The sequence below is a fragment of the Microvirga solisilvae genome (assembly GCF_022808595.1).
Taxonomy (GTDB): Bacteria; Pseudomonadota; Alphaproteobacteria; order Rhizobiales; family Beijerinckiaceae; genus Microvirga; species Microvirga solisilvae.
Genome location: NZ_JAKUCN010000005.1, coordinates 264,454 through 283,755 on the forward strand (window position 1 = coordinate 264,454; position 19,302 = coordinate 283,755).

Consider the following 19,302-nt stretch of genomic DNA (forward strand, 5'->3'; position numbering starts at 1 on the left):
TCACCCTCCGTTTCGTCCTGTCGACAGAAAAGCCCCCAATGCGCATTCATGTGCGCCGGCGCATAAGACAAAACACTTCGATGGAAACAAAAGCCGCGCTTGCCGTTTATTGTTCGAAACAACAATCAGGATACGTCGATGCGCGCTTGGATCCCTTGCACCGCAATGCTTTTCGTCGCCCTCGCTCCGGCCTCCGGTTCGGCCCAGTCGGTCTACGGCAGCGGGTCTTACTACGGCAATACCTACATCTCTTCGGAATATAACTATCCCTACGCCCGCACGCAGGATGGCTATACCGAGGATTACCCGCTCGTGACGCGCCCGGCGACGCGCGGCTCCTATCCTTATACGACAGGTCCCTACACGACGGGCTCTGTGCGAGCCGGCACGCAGGTTGCGGGCCTTCCGCAGACTTACTCGGATCCCGGCTACGACAACAGCATTGATTACGCGATTTCGCCCGAATTCCAGCGTCAGATCGTGTCCTATCCAGGCAATGAGCGGCCCGGCACCATCGTCGTCGATACGAACGAGAAGTTCCTCTACCTCGTGCAGGATGGCGGCCGCGCCATCCGCTATGGCATCGGCGTCGGCCGCGAGGGCTTCGAGTGGAGCGGTCGCCAGACAGTTTCCATGAAGCGCGAATGGCCGAGCTGGCGTCCGCCGGCAGAGATGCTGCGCCGTCGCCCCGACCTTCCGCGATTCATGGAAGGTGGCCCCGATAATCCGCTCGGCGCCCGTGCACTCTATCTCGGCTCGTCGCTCTATCGCATCCACGGCACCAACGAGCCGCACACGATCGGACAGGCCGTCTCCTCCGGCTGCATCCGCATGCTGAACGAGGATGTGGTCGATCTTTACAACCGCGTAAAGGTCGGCACGAGCGTCATCGTGATCTGATCGGCGGCAACCATATTCAAAATGAAAACGCCCGCATGATGCGGGCGTTTTTGTTTCTGCATGGCAATGTTGATTAAGCCCAGTCGCCGTCATCGCCGGCATCGCCGCCGAAATCGGAGAAGTCGTTCTGCTCCTGACCCGAATTCCCATAGAGCGAATCCGTGATGCCGGCGAAATCCGTGTTGCCGCCCTGATCGTTGCCGAGATCGGCGAGAGCCGACTGGCCAGCAGACGCCGCATTCTCATCGCCGCCGAAAGCGTGGGTAAGCGCATTGGCGATCATCATGCCGCCCGCAACACCAGCCGCTGTCGAAAGCGCCGTCTGCAGGAAGCCACCGCCGCGCGGCTGCATCATGCCCCCGCCCCAGGGACCAGAGGCTTGCGGCGGCATACCGTAGGATTGCTGCTGCATCGGTTGCTGCCCGCCCCAGGGCGATGCCCTGCGGGTCGGCGGCTCGTTATAGGCCGGTCCGGGCGGGCGGGCACCACCACCGAAGATGCTGGAAAGGAAACCGCCTTGCTGCGGCTGGCGGCTTGCGTGATCGAGTTCCGCGCGCAGCTGCTCGTTCTCCTCTTGGAGCCTCGCCAGGGCCTGCTCCTGCACGAAGATAGCCTGCGCCATGGCGTAGGGCGCATAGGACTGCTGACGCAGCTTCTCGGCGATGAAGCGCTCCGCCTCCGGATCGCGAGGCTGGTTCGCAACCTGCTCGAGCCGTCGGAAGATATCGGCGATGACCTCACGTTCCTGATCGTTCATGGCAAACCTCCTTCGCGCATGGACTGTCGTCCTTCAATGTAAGCGCGGCTTCGTGTTTTGTTAGGGGCGGACCAAGCCAAGCTTGCGCATATTGCGCAGGGCTTCCGGCGCGATGCCCTCCAGCTCCGCCACGTCGCGCCATGCCGCTTCATGCACCTCGACCAGATCGGGACGCACGGCGCCCTCCTCCGCCCGCACCACATAACGGATATCATGGTGCCAATGTTCGGGCTCACCCTTCTGCGGACGGGCGGGAATGAGATGGCTGTCGATATCGATGGGAAGGCCGGAAGCTGCATGCCAAGGATCGAGGGTCAAATTCGGCACGCCTGTTTCCTCGAAGGCCTCGCGAAGCGCGGATGCCTGCAAGGTCTCTGGCACTTCATAATGCCCGCCGGGCTGAAGCCATCGCGCGAGTGAGCGATGATGAATCAGCAGAATACGCCGGCCCGTCCCGTCGAGGATGAAAGCCGACGTCGTGACATGGCCGGGAAAAGTGGAGCGGGAATGGATGTCTTCTCCATTCTCGATCTGACGGCGGAGAATGGCATGCCGTCCGCTGACGAAGCCGAACGTACGATCATGCTCGTCGAGCAGATGGGCAACCTGCGCACGAAAAGCCCCCGCATCGAAAGTCTCGCTCATATCCATTCCATTATTTCGCGAATGCTTCCTTGGTGCGGCCAATGGCCGAGCTTGGCAAGATGCCTCCGCACCTCTCAACAGGAGCCTGCACGCCGACGAATCTCATGGCTTATTGACCGAACGGCACGTTGCCCCTATAAACAGCCCCATGATCACGAGCCGCGCAACCTTCTTCAACTATTATACGCCGTCCCCATAGGGCGGCTGCGTTTGGTTGCGACCTCACGATCCATGCCGCCGCATTCCGGCGGCGTTTTCATTTCTGGATCGGTCTCCGGTCTGCGGTTTGTCCAAAACCCAGGAGACCACGATGACAATTCCACAATCGACATTTCTGAAGACGCTCACGGAGCGCGGCTTCATCCATCAATGCACTGATCTTGCGGCGCTCGACGAGACGCTCTGCAAAGGCCCCATCGCGGCCTACATCGGCTTCGATGCGACAGCGGACAGCCTGCATGTGGGCAGCCTCGTGCAGATCATGGTGCTGCGCTGGCTGCAGAAGACAGGGCACAAACCCATTATTCTGATGGGAGGCGGCACGACGCAGCTTGGCGACCCGAGCTTTCGCGATGCCAGTCGTCCCCTGTTGAGCGATGAGCAGATCGCGCATAACAGCGCTGGAATCCGGAAGGTGTTCTCGCAATACCTTACCTTCGGCGACGGCCCGACGGATGCGGTGATGGTGGACAACGCGGACTGGCTTGATCCGCTCCGCTACCTGCCGTTCCTGCGCGAGTTCGGCACGCATTTCACCGTGAACCGCATGCTCTCCTTCGACAGCGTACGCCTGCGGCTCGAGCGTGAGCAACCGCTGACATTGCTCGAATTCAACTACATGGTGCTCCAGGCCTTCGACTTCCTCGAATTGTCGCGACGTCAGAATTGTGTGCTGCAGATGGGCGGCTCGGACCAATGGGGCAATATCGTCAACGGCATAGAGCTGGCGCGGCGCATCGACCAGAAGCAGCTCTTCGGCCTAACGACTCCACTTCTGACAACCTCGTCGGGAGCGAAGATGGGCAAGACGGCAAGCGGTGCAATCTGGCTCAACAGCGAGCGACTCAGCCCTTACGAGTTCTGGCAGTTCTGGCGTAATACGGAGGACGATGACGTCGCGCGGTTCCTTCGCCTCTTCACCGAGCTTCCGCTCGACGAGGTTCAGCGCTTGAGCCGTTTGCAGGGATCCGAGATCAACGAGGCGAAATGTGTTCTCGCGGACGAAGCGACGCGCCTTGCCCATGGTGAGGAAGCGGCACGTGAGGCTGCGGAAACGGCCCATCGTACCTTCGCGGAAGGCGCATCGTCCGAGGGGTTGCCGAGCATCGATATTCCAAAGGCAGAACTCGATGCCGGACTTCCCATTGCGACCCTTCTTCACATGGCAGGACTCGTCACATCACGCAGCGAAGGACGTCGCCTGATCAAAGGCGGTGGAGCAAAGCTGAACGGCGATGCTGTCATGAATGAGGAGACACTCGTCACGACAGCGGACATGCGCAATGGCACCGTCATGCTGACGGCGGGACGCAAGCGTCATGCGCTGGTGAAAGCGATTTGAAGCAGCCTAAAAGAAAAAGCCCCGCGAGAGCGGGGCTTTTTGTCTTATTCGGCATCCGTGGATTTCAGCGGATGGACATTCGTCTCGACCTCTTCCTCGTCGAGGAGACCGGCATCGTCCTCCTGCGAGTCGAGTCGGGTCTTCTTGCGCAGGGCAATGTATTTCTTCTGGATCTTGATGCGGCTTTCGCGCGCGATCTCCAGGGCGCCCTGAACGAGGGAGCGCTCGGCCTTCTCGTTCTGCAGCTCTTCCGTGAGACGGCGATTGGCGGCCTCAAGGGTGCTGCGATCCTGCTCGAAGCGCTTGGTGAGCTGGTCGATACGCTCGGTAAGGCTCGTGAGCTTGTTGTCGGAGCTCTCGATCTGGAAGTCCTTGGCGGCGATCGCCTTGTTGAGCATCTCAACGCGCTCCTGCAGCTCGATGCGCGAGCGCTGGAGTTCGTTGACCATGGCGACCTGACGCTCGACTTCCTGCTGCGTCGCTTCGAGACGGCGGTCGAGAGTGTTCTTCTCGATCGTGGTCTCTTTGAGGTTACGCTCGACGGAGCGCAGGGCCTCGTTCTTGTCGCGCAGCTGGTCGCGGGTATGCGACAGAATCTTGTCGGTGGCGCCGAGGCGGGAGTTCAGGCCCTCGATCTTCATGTCGAGCGCCGAGAGATCCGTCTGGTGCGAGGAGCGCTCGGAATCGAGCTGCGTCTCGAGACGCTGGCGCAGCACCTGCTCGGCCATGAGCTTCGTCTCGAGCTCGGAAGCGCGCTGACGGGTGGCCTCAAGCTGGGTCTCGATCTCGCCATAGCGGTTGGTGAGGCTGGAGAGACGGTAATTCTGGTCTTCCGCCACCTTCTGCAGACGCTTCACCTCGTGGTCGAGGAGGCCGTTACGCTCGCGGGTCTCGATGAGCTCACGCTCGGCGCGGGCGACCGTCTGGTCGGCTTCCTGCGCCTCAAGGCGCAGGGCCTGGTTTTCTTCCGTGATGTTACGGGCGCGCTCGGTTTCGATGGAGAGCTGGTTCTCCAGATCGGCGACCATCGCCTCCTTGTCCTTCACATTGAGGCGCAGGTCCTCGATGTGCGACTCCTGCTCGCGGGTCTTGGACTCGGCCTTGCGGAGCTGGGACACGGTGGCGGCGAGATCGTCCAGGGTGCGGGCATGGACCGTGTTGAGATCGTGCAGCTCACGGCGCAGGGAGCCGGTGGTCTCGGTTTCCTGCTTGAGCACGGCTTCCGTCTCCAGCAGGCGCGACTGGAGCTGGGGATAGCTGCGGATCAGCTCGGTCACCGGCTCGCTCAGGAGGGCGAAGTCCTCCTTCAGGCTGCGGATTTCCTCCAGCCGGTCGATCATGTTGGCGAAGCGAACGCGGATCAGCTCGTTCTTCTGGCCCACGGAATCGAGGGCGCCATTGGGGCGCACCACGATGGGCTCCTTCTCCTGAGGAACCACGGCTGCCGCAGCCGCAACAGCAGTTGACCCAACGTCAGCCTGAACAGGCAGAACGCTGACACCATCGTCACCCGGCTTTTTGCCGCCGAAACGGTTTCTGAAAGACGTCCAACCCGAAGACATCGCGCCGTCCCTTCACGCCTTAATTGTCACACTTTGGGCATCTTTTAACCCAGAGTCAGGCAGGTTGAAAACAAAATTTCGTTTCCGGGAACTGCGACAGAGTCACTCCGCTGCAATGGTTAACGGGCCAGAGAGGCGGCTCTGAAACCCTGCTTTTTCAAGGGTTTCAGGCATCGGCCCGCCGGTTGCCCAGTCCAGAAGCTCGACCGTATGGACGATTGGAATGTCAGTTCCTTTCCCGATCTGGGTCATGCAACCGATATTGCCGGTGGCAATGAGGTCCGGCTTCGTGCGTTCGATATTCGCCACTTTTCGCGCCCTGAGCTGCCCTGCAATCTCGGGCTGAAGCAGGTTGTAGGTACCGGCCGAACCACAGCAGATGTGACCCTCGGGAACGTCCTTCACCGTGAAGCCCGCCTTCTTCAGCAGGGTCTTGGGTTCGGTGCGGATGGCCTGGCCGTGCTGCATGGAGCAGGCGGAGTGATAGGCCACGACGAGATCGGTTTCCCGGACCGGAGGCGCCAAGTCGAGGGTCAGGGCGTATTCGGTGATGTCCTTGGCAATGGCAGAGACCCGCGCCGCCTTTTCGGCATAGGCCGGATCGTCCCGAAACATGAACCCGTAATCCTTGATCGTGGTGCCGCAGCCGGACGCGGTGATGATGATGGCATCCAGCCCCTCCCCATCCATCTCGGCGATCCAGGCGTCGATGTTCTGCTTGGCGAAGGCATGGCCCTGCTCCTCGCGGCCCATATGATGGACGAGCGCGCCGCAGCAGCCCTCACCCTTGGGCTGCACCACATCGACTCCATGCCGGTTGAGCAGGCGGATGGCGGCCTCGTTGAAGCCTGGCTTGAGCACGGGCTGAGCGCAGCCCGACAGAATCGCCACGCGGCCCCGGCGCTCGCCTTCGGCCTTGAACGTGCCCGGCTGGTCCAGAGGCGTGCGGGCCGGCACATGGGCCGGCGCCAGATCGATCATCGCCTGCAGTCGGTTGCCGACACCCGGCAGCGCACCGATCAGCCCCTTGAAGGGCTTCGCAAGAATGGCTGCTCCCATGGCGAAGCGGAAACGGTTTGGATAGGGCAGGATGCGCGCGAGCAGGCCGCGCAGGAGCCGGTCATGCCAGGGACGATGATACGTCGCCTCGATATAGGAACGGGCATGATCCACGAGATGCATGTAATGCACGCCCGATGGACAGGTGGTCATGCAGGACAGGCACGAGAGACAACGGTCGATATGCTTCACCACCTCGGGCGAGGCGGGCTTGCCACTCTCCAGCATGTCCTTGATGAGATAGATGCGCCCGCGCGGTGAATCGAGCTCATCGCCGAGAAGCAGATAGGTCGGGCATGTCGCCGTGCAGAAGCCGCAATGGACGCAGGTGCGGAGAATCTTCTCCGACGATGCTGTCGCCGAATCCTTGAGCTGCTCAGGCGTGAAATTGGTTTGCATCGTTTTATCTCAAATCGCCGATTGCCACTGATTGATGGCCTCGATCGGGTGGATCAGCATGATGATGTTGAGGATGAGATTGTCATGGATCCAGTAGCCGGTGAATGCCTCCATCGCCACGGCAGCGACAATCGTCAGCCAGACCGGAAGGGTTCGCGCCAAAAAGAACCCCACGATCATGGCAAAAATATCGGACACCGAATTGATGACGCTGTCGCCGTAATAATCGAGAGCGATATTCGTTGCACGGTAGCGCTCGATCACCGTGTTGGTGTTTTCGGCAATCTCCCATGCCGCCTCCACGCCGATGGCGAGGAGCAGCGCGAGACCGAGCAGCAGCGCCTTTCCGCGCAGGCGGCCGATGAGCCAAGTTCCGGCATAGAACAGGAAGCCGTGGATGATGTGCGAAGGCGTGTACCAATCGCTCAGATGTTGCGAGTTGCCGGAATCGCGCACGATTCCATGCCACAGCTCCACCGTTCCACATTTGCAGATTGGCGTGCGCCCCATGGCATAAAGGATCGCGGCAGTCAGCGCGATCATGGCTACGGCCAGAGCGACGTAGACGGCAGGCCTCACGCTGCTCTTCGCGACAGCTGGACTCAACGCTGCAGAACCTGTCATCTTATATCCCTGCGTACATCCGGCCTGGATTGAGAATACCCGCCGGATCGAAGGAGGCCTTGATGCCTTTCGTCAGCGTCATGAGCGGCTGCGCCTGCGGCTCGAACACGTCGACGGCCGAGCGCACCTCCGAGGGTGCGCGCACGAGCGTCGCATGGCCGCCGAAGGCGCGCGTGGCCTCGCGCAGCACGGATGCGCCCGCATCCTCTCCGACCGGCGTCGAGATCCAAATGAGGCCGCCACCCCAATCGTAGAACCATTGCGCGTCGAGCGACTGCGCGATCTGCTTCGTGAAGCCGGGCCCCTTAGTTGGCGCCGTGGACACGCGCCAGACCGCGCGGTCGGCGCCGTCGGCAAGCACGGTCGCATCGCGCACGGATTGCCAAACGGCTTCGGCGCCCCTGCCCTCCAGAATATCGGTGGAACCGCCAAAGCGCTTCAGCAGGCGCCGCAATTCGCCGAGGCGATAATCGACGGAAGCAGAGAACCCTTCGAGGCGGATCATCGTACTCGCGCCCTGCCGGTCGCGCGCCGGAATATGCGCCGCGCCCGTCACGTCAAAAGGCGAGCCCAAGGCTTGCGAGAGCGCCTCGATGGCCTGCTCATCCTTGAGGCCGCGCAGCACGAGCGTGGTCTTACGCTCCTGCTTCGGCAGCACCTTGAACGTCACCTCCGTCATAAAGCCGAGCGTTCCCCAGGAGCCCGCCATGAGCTTCACGAGATCGAGGCCCGTGACGTTCTTCATCACGCGCCCGCCCGACTTCACCACCTCGCCGCGTCCGTTGACGAAGCGCACGCCGATGAGGCTGTCGCGGGCAGCGCCCGCCATGACGCGACGTGGGCCGGAGATGTTCATGGCGGCGACCGAACCGATGGTGGGCTCCGCCTTCGTGCCGAGTAGCGGGCGGTAATCCATCGGCTCGAAAGGCAGTTCCTGCCCCTTCTCGGCAAGCGTGCGCACCACCTCGGACAAGGACGTGCCGCTCTTTGCGGCAATCACCATCTCCGCGGGCTCGTAAAGCGTGATGCCCGTGAGCGCAGCAGACGAGATCGACGCATCCGTCTGATTGGGACGACCCATCTCGGCCTTGGTGTTCTGACCGGAAAGGCTGAGCAGGCTGCCTTTCTCGGAAGCCTCACGGATGATCGTCGAAGCATCCTGCTCGTCGCGGGGAAGATGATGGGTCACGCAGCAAGCCTTCCTTCCAGGGGAAACACCTTGGCCGGATTGAGCAGCCAAAGCGGATCGAATACGCCGCGCACGCGCATCTGCTGCGCGAGATCGATCTCGTTGAATTGGCACGTCATGAGATCGCGCTTCTCAATGCCGACTCCATGCTCGCCCGTGAGGCAGCCGCCGACTTCCACGCAGAGCTTGAGAATATCCTCGCCTGCCTTCTCGGCCTTCTCCATCTCGCCGGGAACATTCGTGTTGAACATGACGAGCGGATGCAGATTGCCATCGCCCGCATGGAACACGTTGGCGACGCCAAGCCCGTAGGATTTCGCGATCTCGTCGATGCGTTTGAGCACGTAAGGCAGTTGGCCTGTAGGGATCGTGCCATCCATGCAGATATAGTCTGCGACACGCCCCGTCGCGCCGAAGGCGGATTTCCGGCCCTTCCAGATCGCGGCGCTTTCGGCTTCCGATTGCGAGACCTTGATGGTCTTCGGCTTGAAGGGTTCGGCGATGGCGACGATGCGGCGAAGCATGTCGTCAATTTCCTGATCCGAGCCTTCCACCTCGCAGATCAGCATGGCTTCCACATCGAGAGGGTAACCTGCATGCGCGAAAGCCTCGCAGATCTGAATCGCGGGCCTGTCCATGTATTCGAGGGCTACGGGAATGATGCCGGCGCCGATGATCGCGGCGACGCAGGCGCCTGCATCCTCCACGCTCTCGAAGCCGAACAGCGCGGGGCGTGCGCCTTCCGCTGCGCGCAGGATGCGCACCACCGCTTCCGTCACCACGCCGAGCTGGCCTTCCGATCCGCAGATCAAACCGAGAAGATCGTAGCCCGCGCTGTCGAGATGCTCGCCGCCGATCTCCACGACCGTGCCGTCGAGCATCACCATGGTGACACCCATGAGATTGTTGGTGGTAACGCCGTATTTCAGGCAATGCGCGCCGCCGGAATTCATGGCGATGTTGCCGGCGATCGTGCAGGCGAGCTGGCTCGACGGATCGGGCGCGTAGAAGAACCCTTCATACGCCACCGCCTGGCTGATGCCGAGATTGGTGATGCCGGCTTGAACCCTTGCCGTGCGGCCCTCGAAATCGACGTCGATCACCCGGTTCATCTTGGCGACGCCGAGCACGATGGCATCTTCCTGCGGGATTGCCCCACCGCAGAGCGAGGTTCCGGCTCCGCGCGGCACCACCTTCACGCCATGCTCATGACAGAAGCGCATGATGGCGGAGACCTCCTCCGTCGTGGAGGGCAGCACCACGGCAAGCGGCATCTGACGATAGGCAGTCAGCCCATCGGTCTCGAAAGCCCGGCGCTCATCCTCGGAAACGATCAGGGCCTCGGAGGGAACGAGCCGCCCCAATCCGGCGATAATATCCTTGCGGCGAGCCAGAATGGCTTCATCCGGTTTGGGAAATGCGATCGTCATGACACCCTCCCTCGCCGCCTCTCCACCGCTTTCGCGACATGGCTGCGTTACCCAACAAGGTAGCTGGCCTTGGAGGGTTTTTCCAATAATGTAGAATCTCTCTAGGATGGGATATTCGTCCAGGAAAGGAGTTTTTGATGCGTTCCTTGGTTCTCTCCGCCGCCCTGCTGCTGGCCGGCCTCGGCCAGGCCCAAGCCCAGGATGCCGCCGCCGGTGAAAAGGTGTTCGCGCAATGCCGCGCCTGTCATCAGATTGGTCCGAATGCGAAGAATGCCGTTGGGCCCGAATTGAACGGCGTCATCGGCCGCCACTCCGGGTCGGTCGAAGGCTATAACTACTCCCCCGCCAACAAGAATTCCGGCCTGACCTGGGATGAGGCCACTTTCCGGGACTACATCAAGGATCCGAAAGCCAAGGTCCCCGGCACCAAGATGATCTATGCCGGCCTCAAGGACGAGCAGAAGGTCAACGATCTCGTGGCCTACCTGAAGCAGTTCGACGCCCAGGGCCAGAAGACCACGCAATGATGTGACAGGCTTGGTGGAAACAGCCTGACGCTCAACGAAAAAGGCCGCCTGTCGAAGGCGGCCTTTTCATTGCCAGTGCGTCAGACGCTTATCGGTACGTCCACACCCACTTGTATTGCGGAGCGCCGGGCATGTTGCTGATGATGCCCATACGTGCCTGATGCTGAGAGGCCAGCATGTTGCTGATCATCTGCGTCTTCATCTGGTCCATCATGACCTTGCGCTGCGCGGCGCGGTACTTGTCGAGGTCCGGATTGCCGGTGGAAGGCTCAGGGGTCGGCTCAGGCACGGAGCGAAGCGCGGCCTCGATCTCGGCGGCCTTCTTCTCGTCGACCTTCTTCACGTCTTCCTGATACTTGTTGAAGATGTCCATCATGCTCCGCTCGCCGGAGCCAGACGACGACGCCTGCTTGCTGTTCGACAGCGGCGGCATCTGCGCGACGGCATCCGGATAGAGCTTCTCGGCCTGGGCACGCCAACCGCGACGGTGATTGTTGCGCTCGCTCTCGGACATGTTCGGCCAGCCGTACTGGATTTCAGCCCATTGGCCCATGGCATGGACGGTGGCCTTCTGCTCCTCCGCCGACAGGGACGGATAGCTTTCGGCCAACTGCTTCTTCAGCGCATCGAGATCGAGACGGACGACGCCGCCAGAGCCCTCGTCCAGCGTGAACTGCACATAGCGGGCCTTGGCGTCGGCTATTTCCTCGCTCAGAGGCGGATGGCCCTTGGCCAGCATGCGGTGCTGGCGCAGATAAGCCGTCATCACCGCGTTCACGTCCGGGAACTGGCGATTGGCATCCATCAGCGGCCAGAACCGGGAGAAATATTGGTTGCGCATGCTGACCGCCTCACCCTTCGACATGCGCTTGACGCGCTCATACATGTCGATGGTGTTCTTGGCGTTCCGATAAGTGGTCTCGTCGGAACCGAGCCACTCGTTGCGGAAAACGGCGAGAACCTGTTCCTTCTCCGCATTCGAAAGCTTGACGTCGTAAACCCATTCCGTGAAGGCCACGAAGGTATTTTCGACCTGCGGGGTCAGGGGAGCGCGGTCGGCAGCGGCGGCCGGCAGGATGGCGAGGCCGAGAAGCAAAGCGCCGAGACGCAGAATCGAGAGACGTGCGGACATTTCGAAAACCTTAAAGATTACAAGCACCTGAGATCGAATCTCAGGTCGTTTCATCACGCTATAATATCGCATCATCCTATTTCACATATTGTGCGCTCTGTCACATCCTCGCTATGCATGCGGCAGCGTCATGCGCGAGCGACCCTCAAGGCACCTCCAAACCAGACCGGAGCGGCCTTATGGCGAAGCTCGAAGAAGGGAAGTTTGAAGCAGTGAATGGTTCGCCCCCTCGGCTCCGGATAGGCCTTTTCGTCACCTGCCTCGTTGATCTGATGCGTCCATCCATAGGGTTTGCCGCGGTCAAGCTTCTGGAGGATGCGGGCTGCATGGTGGAAGCCCCGGTCCAGACCTGCTGCGGCCAGCCAGCTTATAATTCAGGTGACCGGGGAACCACGCGCGATCTGGCGCAGCGAATGATCGAAACCTTCCAGGGCTACGATTACGTGGTCGCCCCATCCGGCTCGTGCGCCGGGATGATCAAGAAGCATTATCCCGAGCTGTTCGAGGAAGATCCGAACTGGCGCGTGAAGGCCGACGCGCTCGCAGCCAAGACCTACGAGCTCACGAGCTTTCTCGTGGACGTCCTCGGAGTGACGCAGGTCGATGCAACTTTCGACGGCGCGGTGACCTATCACGATTCATGCTCGGGCCTGCGCGAACTCGGCGTGAAAACCCAACCGCGCAAGCTGCTGTCGAGCGTGAAAGGCCTGACCATTGTCGAGATGAACGACAGCGACGTGTGCTGTGGCTTCGGTGGAACCTTCGCCGTAAAGTACAGCGACATCTCCGGCGCCATCGTGGATGCCAAGGCGAAGAACATCGGGGCCTCCCAGGCTCCGACGCTTCTTGCAGGCGATCTCGGCTGCCTCATGAACATGGCGGGCAAGCTCAGCCGTGACGGCAAGCCCATCGAAGTGCGTCACGTGGCCGAGATCCTGGCTGGCATGACGGATGAGCCGGGCATCGGCCTCGCCAAGGAAGCGGCGCGCGCCAAATAATCATCAGCCATGAACGTTCACAGCACATCCCCCCAATTCAAGCAGAACGCCACCCGCGCGCTTCACGACCCTCAGCTGCAGAAGGCGCTGAACAATGTGAAGCAGGGCTTCATCGACAAGCGTAAAAGCGCCGCCGACAAGCTGCCCGAGTTCGAGGCCCTGCGCGATGCTGCCCACGACATCAAGAACCATACGCTGGAGCATCTCGACCTTTATCTCGAAGCCTATGAGGAGAAAGTGAAGGCCTCCGGCGGCCATGTGCATTTCGCCCGCAATGCGGACGAAGCACGCGAGATCATCCTCTCCATCTGCCGCAAGGCGGATGCGAAGACGGTGACCAAGGGCAAGTCGATGATCTCCGAGGAAATCGGGATCAATCACTACCTAGAGGCCAACGGCATCCGTCCCATCGAGACGGATCTGGGCGAATACATCATTCAGCTGCGCAACGAGCTGCCGAGCCACATCATCGCGCCGGCGGTGCATCTGAACGCCACGCAGGTCGAGCAGGATTTCCGGCGTGTTCACACGCATCTCGACGCCAAACGCGACCTGTCCGAGCCGGTACAATTGCTGACTGAAGCACGCGCCGTGCTGCGCGAGCGCTTCCTCGCGGCGGATGTGGGCATCACGGGCGCAAACTTCCTGGTGGCGGAGACCGGCACCTCGATCATCGTCACCAACGAGGGCAACGGCGATCTCACGCAGATCCTGCCGAAGACGCATATCGTGCTCGCCTCCATCGAGAAGCTGGTGCCGACGCTCGAAGACGCAAGTCAGCTGCTGCGCGTACTCGCACGCTCCGCCACGGGCCAGGAGATGTCGGTCTACACCACTTTCTCCACCGGTCCGCGCCGCTCGGCCGATGCCGACGGCCCTGCGAATTATCACGTAGTCCTCATCGACAACGGGCGCTCCGCCATGCTCGGCACGAGCTTCGAGGAGATGCTGCGCTGCATCCGCTGCGGCGCCTGCATGAACCATTGCCCGGTCTATCACGCGGTCGGCGGGCACGCCTATGGCTGGGTCTATCCCGGCCCCATGGGTGCGGTGCTCACGCCTTCCCTCATCGGCGTCGACAAGGCAGGGCACCTGCCCAACGCCTCCACCTTCTGCGGGCGCTGCGAGAGCGTGTGCCCCGTGCGCATTCCGCTGCCCAAACTCATGCGCCATTGGCGCGAGCGGGAATTCGAGCGTCATCTCACGCCCGCTTCCGTGCGTTCGGGCCTGGGTCTTTGGGGCTTCTTCGCGAAGCGCCCTGCCCTCTATCGCTTTGCCACGCGCGCGGCCATGGCAACACTTGGTTTCATGGGGCGTCAGCGCGGCCGCTTCAGATGGCTGCCCCTCGCGAAGGGCTGGACAGCCTATCGCGACTTCCCGGCGCCGCAGGGCGAAACATTCCAGGCGCGCTGGCAGCGCGAGCGCAAAGGACGAACCGCATGAGCGCCCGTGACGACATCCTCGGCAACATCCGCCGCTCGCTCGGCGTGAAGGGCAGCGAGACGATCCGCAGGCAGATCGTGCAGGACCGGCTGGAGCGCGCGCCGCGCGGCGTCATTCCTGCTCGCGGGCAGGTTTCCGGCGAGGAACGCGTTGCACTGTTCAAGACGATGGCCGAAGCGTCCCTGGCGACCGTCACCGAGGTGGAATCCGCCGCCGATGTGCCGCAATCCATCGCGCTCTTCCTGCGCAATCACAATCTTCCGGCGACCTTGCGCATGGGCGACGACTTGCGCCTGAAGGTGATGCCCTGGAGTGAGACGGCGCTGGAGATCTCGCATGGCCCGAGCGAGGGCCGCGATCTCAACGCGGTGAGCCATGCCTTCGGCGGCGTGGCGGAGACCGGCACGCTCGCCATGATCTCGGGCCCGGAGAATCCCTCCACTCTCAACTTCCTCCCCGACAACCACATCATCGTGGTCTCGGCCAAGGACATCGCGAGCGATTACGAATCCGTCTGGAGCAAGGTGCGCTTCACCTTCGGCAAAGGCGGCATGCCGCGCACGGTAAACTGGATCACAGGCCCCTCCCGCTCGGGCGACATCGAGCAGACCCTGCTTCTCGGCGCCCATGGTCCGCGCAGGCTGCATGTGGTGGTGGTGCGAGAGTAAGACGGCCTCGAAAATTCTGCGCGCTGGCATATCTCCCTGCTGCGCAGGTTGGAGACCGTCATGCGATCACACCCCATGATCTTCCGCACCCTTCGCTGGTCCGCCTGGGATGGCTGCGAGGCGGGCCTGGAGCATGTGGATGTGCGCCCTGCGGACGGCGGCCTCATGATCTCCGGGGTCGTGATCGGTCAGGACGAAGCAACGAAGTTCGGGCTTCACTATCGGCTGAAGGTGGATTCCTCCTGGCGCACAAGGGCACTTCAGGTGCGCACGACCTCGGGGCACGATCTCGACCTTGAAAGCAACGGGCAAGGCGGCTGGACCGAAAACGGCAAGCCCCGGCCCGATCTTCAAGGCTGCATCGATGTCGACATCCAGGCGACCCCGCTCACCAACACCCTGCCGATCCGCCGCCTGGAATGGCAGGCCGGTCAGGCCGTCGAGATCCGGCTCTGCTACATCGCCCTCCCCGACCTCGCCATCTCCGCCCAGGACCAGCGCTACACAGCGCTGACGCCGGGCTCCCTATTCCGGTTCGGGAGCCTGGAGAACGGCTTCACCGCCGATCTACCCGTCGATGAGGATGGGTTCATACGGGATTATCCTGGCTTGTTCCGGCGCCTGGACTGACGAATTGTCTCCGGCGTGACAACTCCGCGCGGGCCGAGGCACTGGCGCACGCTGAAAAATTCATCTAAGTATTTGAAATCAAACATAGTTTTTAATAATTCTAAACTAGAAAACAAAATGATCGTCTGCTCCTGCAACGTTCTCTCCGATGGCGATGTGAAGGCCTGCATGAAGCCGGGACCGGATTGCCCGCGCTCCCCCGCGCAGGTCTATCGCTGCCTGGGATGCAGCCCCAATTGCGGCCGCTGCGCCCGTACCATCCGCGAAATCATGGACAAGGCGCTGCTTGAGGCAGGAGTGGAGCCCATCGCCGTCTGCCAGAAGGGCTGCTGCCCAGCCTCTATCGAGAAAGTCGCGGCCGAACCCAACCTTTAAACAAAGAGTGTTTCACCCTAGTTCATAAATCCTCTAAAGAAGAGATCGCCCGGGCACCTCCCGGGTGCTGTTTTGACGATGAGGGTATGATGAAGGGTGATCCGAAGGTTATCGAGTATCTCAATCGAGGCCTGCGCAGCGAGTTGACCGCGGTCAACCAGTACTGGCTGCATTACCGCCTCCTCGATGACTGGGGCTACAAGGAACTCGCCAAGACCTGGCGCAAGGAATCCATCGAAGAGATGCACCACGCGGATCGCTTCATCGAGCGCATCATCTTCCTCGAGGGCTTTGCCAACCTGCAGGTGCTCGACCCTCTGCGCATCGGCCAGAACATCCAGGAAATTCTCGAATCCGATCTCGCCGCCGAATACGATGCGCGCAATCTCTATGGGGAAGCCGCCGAATATTGCCAAAGCATCGGCGACCGCGTGTCCAAGAACCTCTTCGAAGAGCTGATGGCGGACGAGGAAGGCCATATCGATTTTCTCGAAACGCAGCTCAACCTCATTGAGCAGATCGGCGTCGAGCTCTATGCTCAGAAGCATATCGGTGGCCTAGACGATCACTGAGATCGATCCGGACCGCAATGGAATTCACGACCCGCTCTTGTGGCGGGTCGTTTCGTTTCAGACGCCCTCGGCGAGCTTCTCAGGCTCTTCGATGGAAGCGATAGGCAGCGTGACGAGGCGCAATTCCGCATCATCAGGATCGACGCGCACGGAGAATCCGAGGCTTCGGCACATGTCGAGCATGGTCGTGTTCTCGCGCAGCACTTGGCCCTCGACCTCGCGCAATCCCTCTACCTTCGCCCATTCGATCATGAGGCGCATCAACGCCCAACCAAGACCCAACCCCTTCAGGTCAGAGCGTAGGAGAATGCCGTATTCTCCCGTTTCGTGGTTTGCATCCGCATGGACGCGCACCGCTCCCATCATCTCGCCGGTTTCCTGGTCGAAAGCCACGAAAGCGATGGCACGGGCATAGTCGAGCTGCGTGAGGCGTGCGAGGAAGGTGTGGCTGAAGTCGCGGACCGGCGCGAAGAAACGCAGGCGTAAATCTTCAGGCGTGATCTTTTCGAAGAATTCTCTGAACCGCTCCTCATCCTCCGGACGCACCGGGCGGACAAAGGCCGAGCGCCCGTTGCGCAGCGCGATCGTGCGCTCCCATTCCTTGGGATAGGGCCTGACGGCGAAGCGTGGATGAACACTTCCCTTCCGCACTTCCGGCGACACGAGCACGCGGGCATCGACAGCGATGACGCCCGTGTCGTCAGCAAGCAGGGGATTGATGTCGAGTTCGCGCACATCCGGCAGATCGGCAGCAAGCTGCGCGAGCTTCACCAGGGTCAGAGCAATCGCCGGCTCGTCCGCCGCCGGCACATCGCGATACGCCTTGAGACGGCGCGCCACGCGGGTATGAGCGATGAGATCGTCCGCGAGCTTCAAATCGAGTGGCGGCAAGGCAAGCGCCCTGTCATTGATGACCTCGACCGCAGTGCCGCCACGCCCGAACACGATGACGGGCCCGAAGGACGGATCGTCCGCGATTCCCGCGATGAGTTCGCGCGCCTTCGCGCGCCGCACCATCGGCTGCACCGTGACACCTGCGACCGACGCATCCGGCCTCAGGCGCGCAGCCCGCTCGAAGATCTCGGCAGCGGCATTGCGCACCGCATTCTCCGTCGTGAGATCGAGCTTCACGCCGCCGATGTCGGATTTATGCACGATGTCGGCCGATAAGACTTTTACAGCCACCGTGCCGCCGGCCTCCAGAATGGGCTGTGCGGCCTTCACCGCATCTTCCGGTGTCTTCGCAAGCGTGACGGGGGCGACGGGAATATCATAGGCGCGCAACAGCGCATTGACTTCGAGCGGATTGAGCCAGCTTCGGTTCTGCGCCAGCACCCCTGCGACGATGGCGCGCGCGGTTTCCGTGTCGGGGGAGAAATCGTGCGGCAGGTTGTCTGGCGTTTCCATCAGCTCGGTCTGTGCCTCGCGGTAGCGCACCAACTGGAGAAAGCCCCGAACCGCATCAGCCTCGGTGTTGAAATGCGGAATGCGCGCTTCTTCGAACACGCGCGCGGAATCCGGATCCTCTCCGATCCAGGCGGCGAAGACGGGCTTCTGCTGATAGCCTTTGGCGCGATGGCGCTTCACCACATCGGCAATTGTTGAGGCCACGCCTGACGCACTGGCCACGGCGGTCGGCACGTTGAGCACGAGAACGGCATCGTTCTCAGGATCGGCGAGCAATGCTTCGAGGGCTCCGGCATAGCGCGATGCATCGGCATCGCCGATGATGTCCACGGGATTGGCGCGCGACCACGCGGTTGGAATGATATCGTCGAGCCGCTGCTTGGTATCGTCGGACAGGGCCGCGAGCGTTCCGCCATGGTCGATGAGCCGGTCGACAGCCAGAAGGCCGAGGCCGCCGCCATTGGTCAGCACCGCAAGACGATTGCCGGGAAACGGCTTTTGCCGACCCAGCGTTTCGGCTGCTGAGAAGAGTTGATCGAGATCGAGCACGCGTAGCAAACCCGCGCGTCGGAAAGCGGCATCGTAAACCGCATCGGAGCCTGCCAGCGCGCCCGTATGCGTGGTGGAGATTCCTTCGCGCTGCACGTGACGTCCGGCTTTGATCACCACCACCGGCTTGATGCGCGCCGCCGCGCGTGCCGCTGACATGAACTTCTTCGCGTTATCGATGGCCTCGATATAGAGCAGGATCGCACGGGTGCCCGCATCGGCGGAGAAGAAGTCGAGACAATCGCTGAAATCCACATCCATCTTGTCGCCCAGCGACACGATGGCGGAGAAACCCACCTGCCGCTGAACCGCCCATTCCACAAGGCCGATAGACACCGCGCCCGATTGGGAAATCACGGCGAGATCGCCCGGTCGCGCGTTATGCGCCGCAAAGCTCGCATTCATCCGCGCCCGTGGCGCGATGAGTCCCAGGCAGTTGGGCCCGACGATGCGAAGGCCGTAGCGGCGCGCAGCAAGGCGCACCTTTTCTGCCATCGACTTCGGACCACGGCCCAGGCCCGAGGTCACGATGATCGCTACCGCCACGCCGCGCTCGCCCGCATCCTCGATCACGTCGAGCACGCTGCGAGGCGGAACCGCGACGACGACGAGATCAGGTGTCTCCGGCAGCTTGGCGATGGACGCGAAGCAAGGCAGTTCCTCGATCTGTTTGTGATGAGGATTGACGGGATAAAGATTTCCCTGAAAGCCGCCTTCGATGAGATTCTTCAGAAAGGTCAGACCCATCGACCCGGCGCGCGGACTCGCGCCAACCACGGCGATGGAGCGGGGCGAGAACAGCTTGTCGAGGCGATAGGTGGACATGGATGATCCTTCGTCTCGTGAGGGCCTTGGAATTGGTTCGCTAAAGCTAA

Annotated in this window: 18 protein-coding genes; 9 read left to right on the forward strand and 9 right to left on the reverse strand. The window is 61.7% G+C overall.

Annotated features, from left to right (window positions below; translation table 11 throughout):
- Window positions 1-138 precede the first annotated feature (138 nt).
- Complete coding sequence (locus MJ639_RS12570) at window positions 139-900, forward strand: L,D-transpeptidase (RefSeq protein ID WP_243373067.1); 762 nt, start codon at window positions 139-141, stop codon at window positions 898-900.
- Between the two features lie 73 nt (window positions 901-973).
- Here MJ639_RS12570 and MJ639_RS12575 read toward each other — a convergent pair whose 3' ends face one another.
- Window positions 974-1,657: a DUF2076 domain-containing protein gene (locus tag MJ639_RS12575; RefSeq protein ID WP_243373079.1), complete on the reverse strand. Its 684-nt coding sequence runs from the start codon at window positions 1,655-1,657 to the stop codon at window positions 974-976.
- A gap of 60 nt (window positions 1,658-1,717) precedes the next feature.
- Window positions 1,718-2,302 (reverse strand): NUDIX hydrolase, encoded by a 585-nt coding sequence (locus tag MJ639_RS12580; protein WP_243373081.1) that lies wholly within the window; start codon window positions 2,300-2,302, stop codon window positions 1,718-1,720.
- Window positions 2,303-2,612: 310 nt separating this feature from the next.
- On the opposite strand from MJ639_RS12580, the gene tyrS reads away from it, so the two are divergent.
- Window positions 2,613-3,863, forward strand: a complete 1,251-nt coding sequence (tyrS, locus tag MJ639_RS12585) for a tyrosine--tRNA ligase (RefSeq protein WP_243373083.1) — start codon at window positions 2,613-2,615, stop codon at window positions 3,861-3,863.
- Window positions 3,864-3,907: 44 nt separating this feature from the next.
- Here the strand turns inward: tyrS and MJ639_RS12590 are convergent, their stop codons facing one another.
- The 5 genes from MJ639_RS12590 to MJ639_RS12610 form a co-directional block, all read right to left on the reverse strand.
- Complete coding sequence (locus tag MJ639_RS12590; RefSeq protein WP_243373085.1) at window positions 3,908-5,425, reverse strand: chromosome partitioning protein ParA; 1,518 nt, start codon at window positions 5,423-5,425, stop codon at window positions 3,908-3,910.
- Window positions 5,426-5,527: 102 nt separating this feature from the next.
- Window positions 5,528-6,883: a glycolate oxidase subunit GlcF gene (gene glcF, locus MJ639_RS12595; RefSeq protein WP_243373087.1), complete on the reverse strand. Its 1,356-nt coding sequence runs from the start codon at window positions 6,881-6,883 to the stop codon at window positions 5,528-5,530.
- A gap of 9 nt (window positions 6,884-6,892) precedes the next feature.
- Window positions 6,893-7,507: a DUF2585 domain-containing protein gene (locus tag MJ639_RS12600; RefSeq protein WP_243373098.1), complete on the reverse strand. Its 615-nt coding sequence runs from the start codon at window positions 7,505-7,507 to the stop codon at window positions 6,893-6,895.
- 1 nt (window position 7,508) lies between these two features.
- On the reverse strand, window positions 7,509-8,696 hold the full coding sequence (gene glcE, locus MJ639_RS12605; protein WP_243373100.1) for a glycolate oxidase subunit GlcE: 1,188 nt from the start codon (window positions 8,694-8,696) through the stop codon (window positions 7,509-7,511).
- Window positions 8,693-10,126 carry an FAD-linked oxidase C-terminal domain-containing protein gene (locus MJ639_RS12610; RefSeq protein ID WP_243373102.1) on the reverse strand — a complete coding sequence of 478 codons (1,434 nt, stop codon included), beginning with the start codon at window positions 10,124-10,126 and terminating at the stop codon, window positions 8,693-8,695. Before MJ639_RS12610 ends, glcE begins: the two co-directional genes overlap by 4 nt.
- Before the next feature lie 137 nt (window positions 10,127-10,263).
- Here MJ639_RS12610 and MJ639_RS12615 point away from each other — a divergent pair, with 137 nt between their 5' ends.
- Window positions 10,264-10,653: a c-type cytochrome gene (locus MJ639_RS12615; RefSeq protein ID WP_243373104.1), complete on the forward strand. Its 390-nt coding sequence runs from the start codon at window positions 10,264-10,266 to the stop codon at window positions 10,651-10,653.
- A gap of 88 nt (window positions 10,654-10,741) precedes the next feature.
- Here MJ639_RS12615 and MJ639_RS12620 read toward each other — a convergent pair whose 3' ends face one another.
- On the reverse strand, window positions 10,742-11,785 hold the full coding sequence (locus MJ639_RS12620; protein WP_243373106.1) for a hypothetical protein: 1,044 nt from the start codon (window positions 11,783-11,785) through the stop codon (window positions 10,742-10,744).
- 179 nt (window positions 11,786-11,964) lie between these two features.
- Between MJ639_RS12620 and MJ639_RS12625 the strand changes: the two genes are divergently transcribed.
- The 6 genes from MJ639_RS12625 to bfr all read left to right on the forward strand — a co-directional run bounded on the left by MJ639_RS12625 (window position 11,965) and on the right by bfr (window position 16,471).
- Window positions 11,965-12,783 (forward strand): (Fe-S)-binding protein, encoded by an 819-nt coding sequence (locus MJ639_RS12625; RefSeq protein WP_243373108.1) that lies wholly within the window; start codon window positions 11,965-11,967, stop codon window positions 12,781-12,783.
- Window positions 12,784-12,792: 9 nt separating this feature from the next.
- Window positions 12,793-14,226 (forward strand): LutB/LldF family L-lactate oxidation iron-sulfur protein, encoded by a 1,434-nt coding sequence (locus tag MJ639_RS12630; protein ID WP_243373119.1) that lies wholly within the window; start codon window positions 12,793-12,795, stop codon window positions 14,224-14,226.
- The gene (locus MJ639_RS12635; RefSeq protein ID WP_243373121.1) at window positions 14,223-14,894 is read left to right on the forward strand and encodes a LutC/YkgG family protein; all 672 of its coding nucleotides are present in this window, start codon (window positions 14,223-14,225) and stop codon (window positions 14,892-14,894) included. The genes MJ639_RS12630 and MJ639_RS12635 overlap by 4 nt, the downstream gene beginning before the upstream one ends.
- Window positions 14,895-14,954: 60 nt before the next feature.
- Window positions 14,955-15,524, forward strand: a complete 570-nt coding sequence (locus tag MJ639_RS12640) for a putative glycolipid-binding domain-containing protein (RefSeq protein WP_243373124.1) — start codon at window positions 14,955-14,957, stop codon at window positions 15,522-15,524.
- 117 nt (window positions 15,525-15,641) lie between these two features.
- Window positions 15,642-15,899 (forward strand): (2Fe-2S)-binding protein, encoded by a 258-nt coding sequence (locus MJ639_RS12645; protein WP_243373134.1) that lies wholly within the window; start codon window positions 15,642-15,644, stop codon window positions 15,897-15,899.
- An 89-nt stretch (window positions 15,900-15,988) separates the two neighbouring features.
- Window positions 15,989-16,471 carry a bacterioferritin gene (bfr, locus tag MJ639_RS12650; protein ID WP_243373268.1) on the forward strand — a complete coding sequence of 161 codons (483 nt, stop codon included), beginning with the start codon at window positions 15,989-15,991 and terminating at the stop codon, window positions 16,469-16,471.
- Window positions 16,472-16,528: 57 nt separating this feature from the next.
- On the opposite strand, the gene MJ639_RS12655 is transcribed toward bfr, so the two are convergent.
- Window positions 16,529-19,252 carry a bifunctional acetate--CoA ligase family protein/GNAT family N-acetyltransferase gene (locus MJ639_RS12655; RefSeq protein WP_243373136.1) on the reverse strand — a complete coding sequence of 908 codons (2,724 nt, stop codon included), beginning with the start codon at window positions 19,250-19,252 and terminating at the stop codon, window positions 16,529-16,531.
- Between the last annotated feature and the right edge of the window lie 50 nt (window positions 19,253-19,302).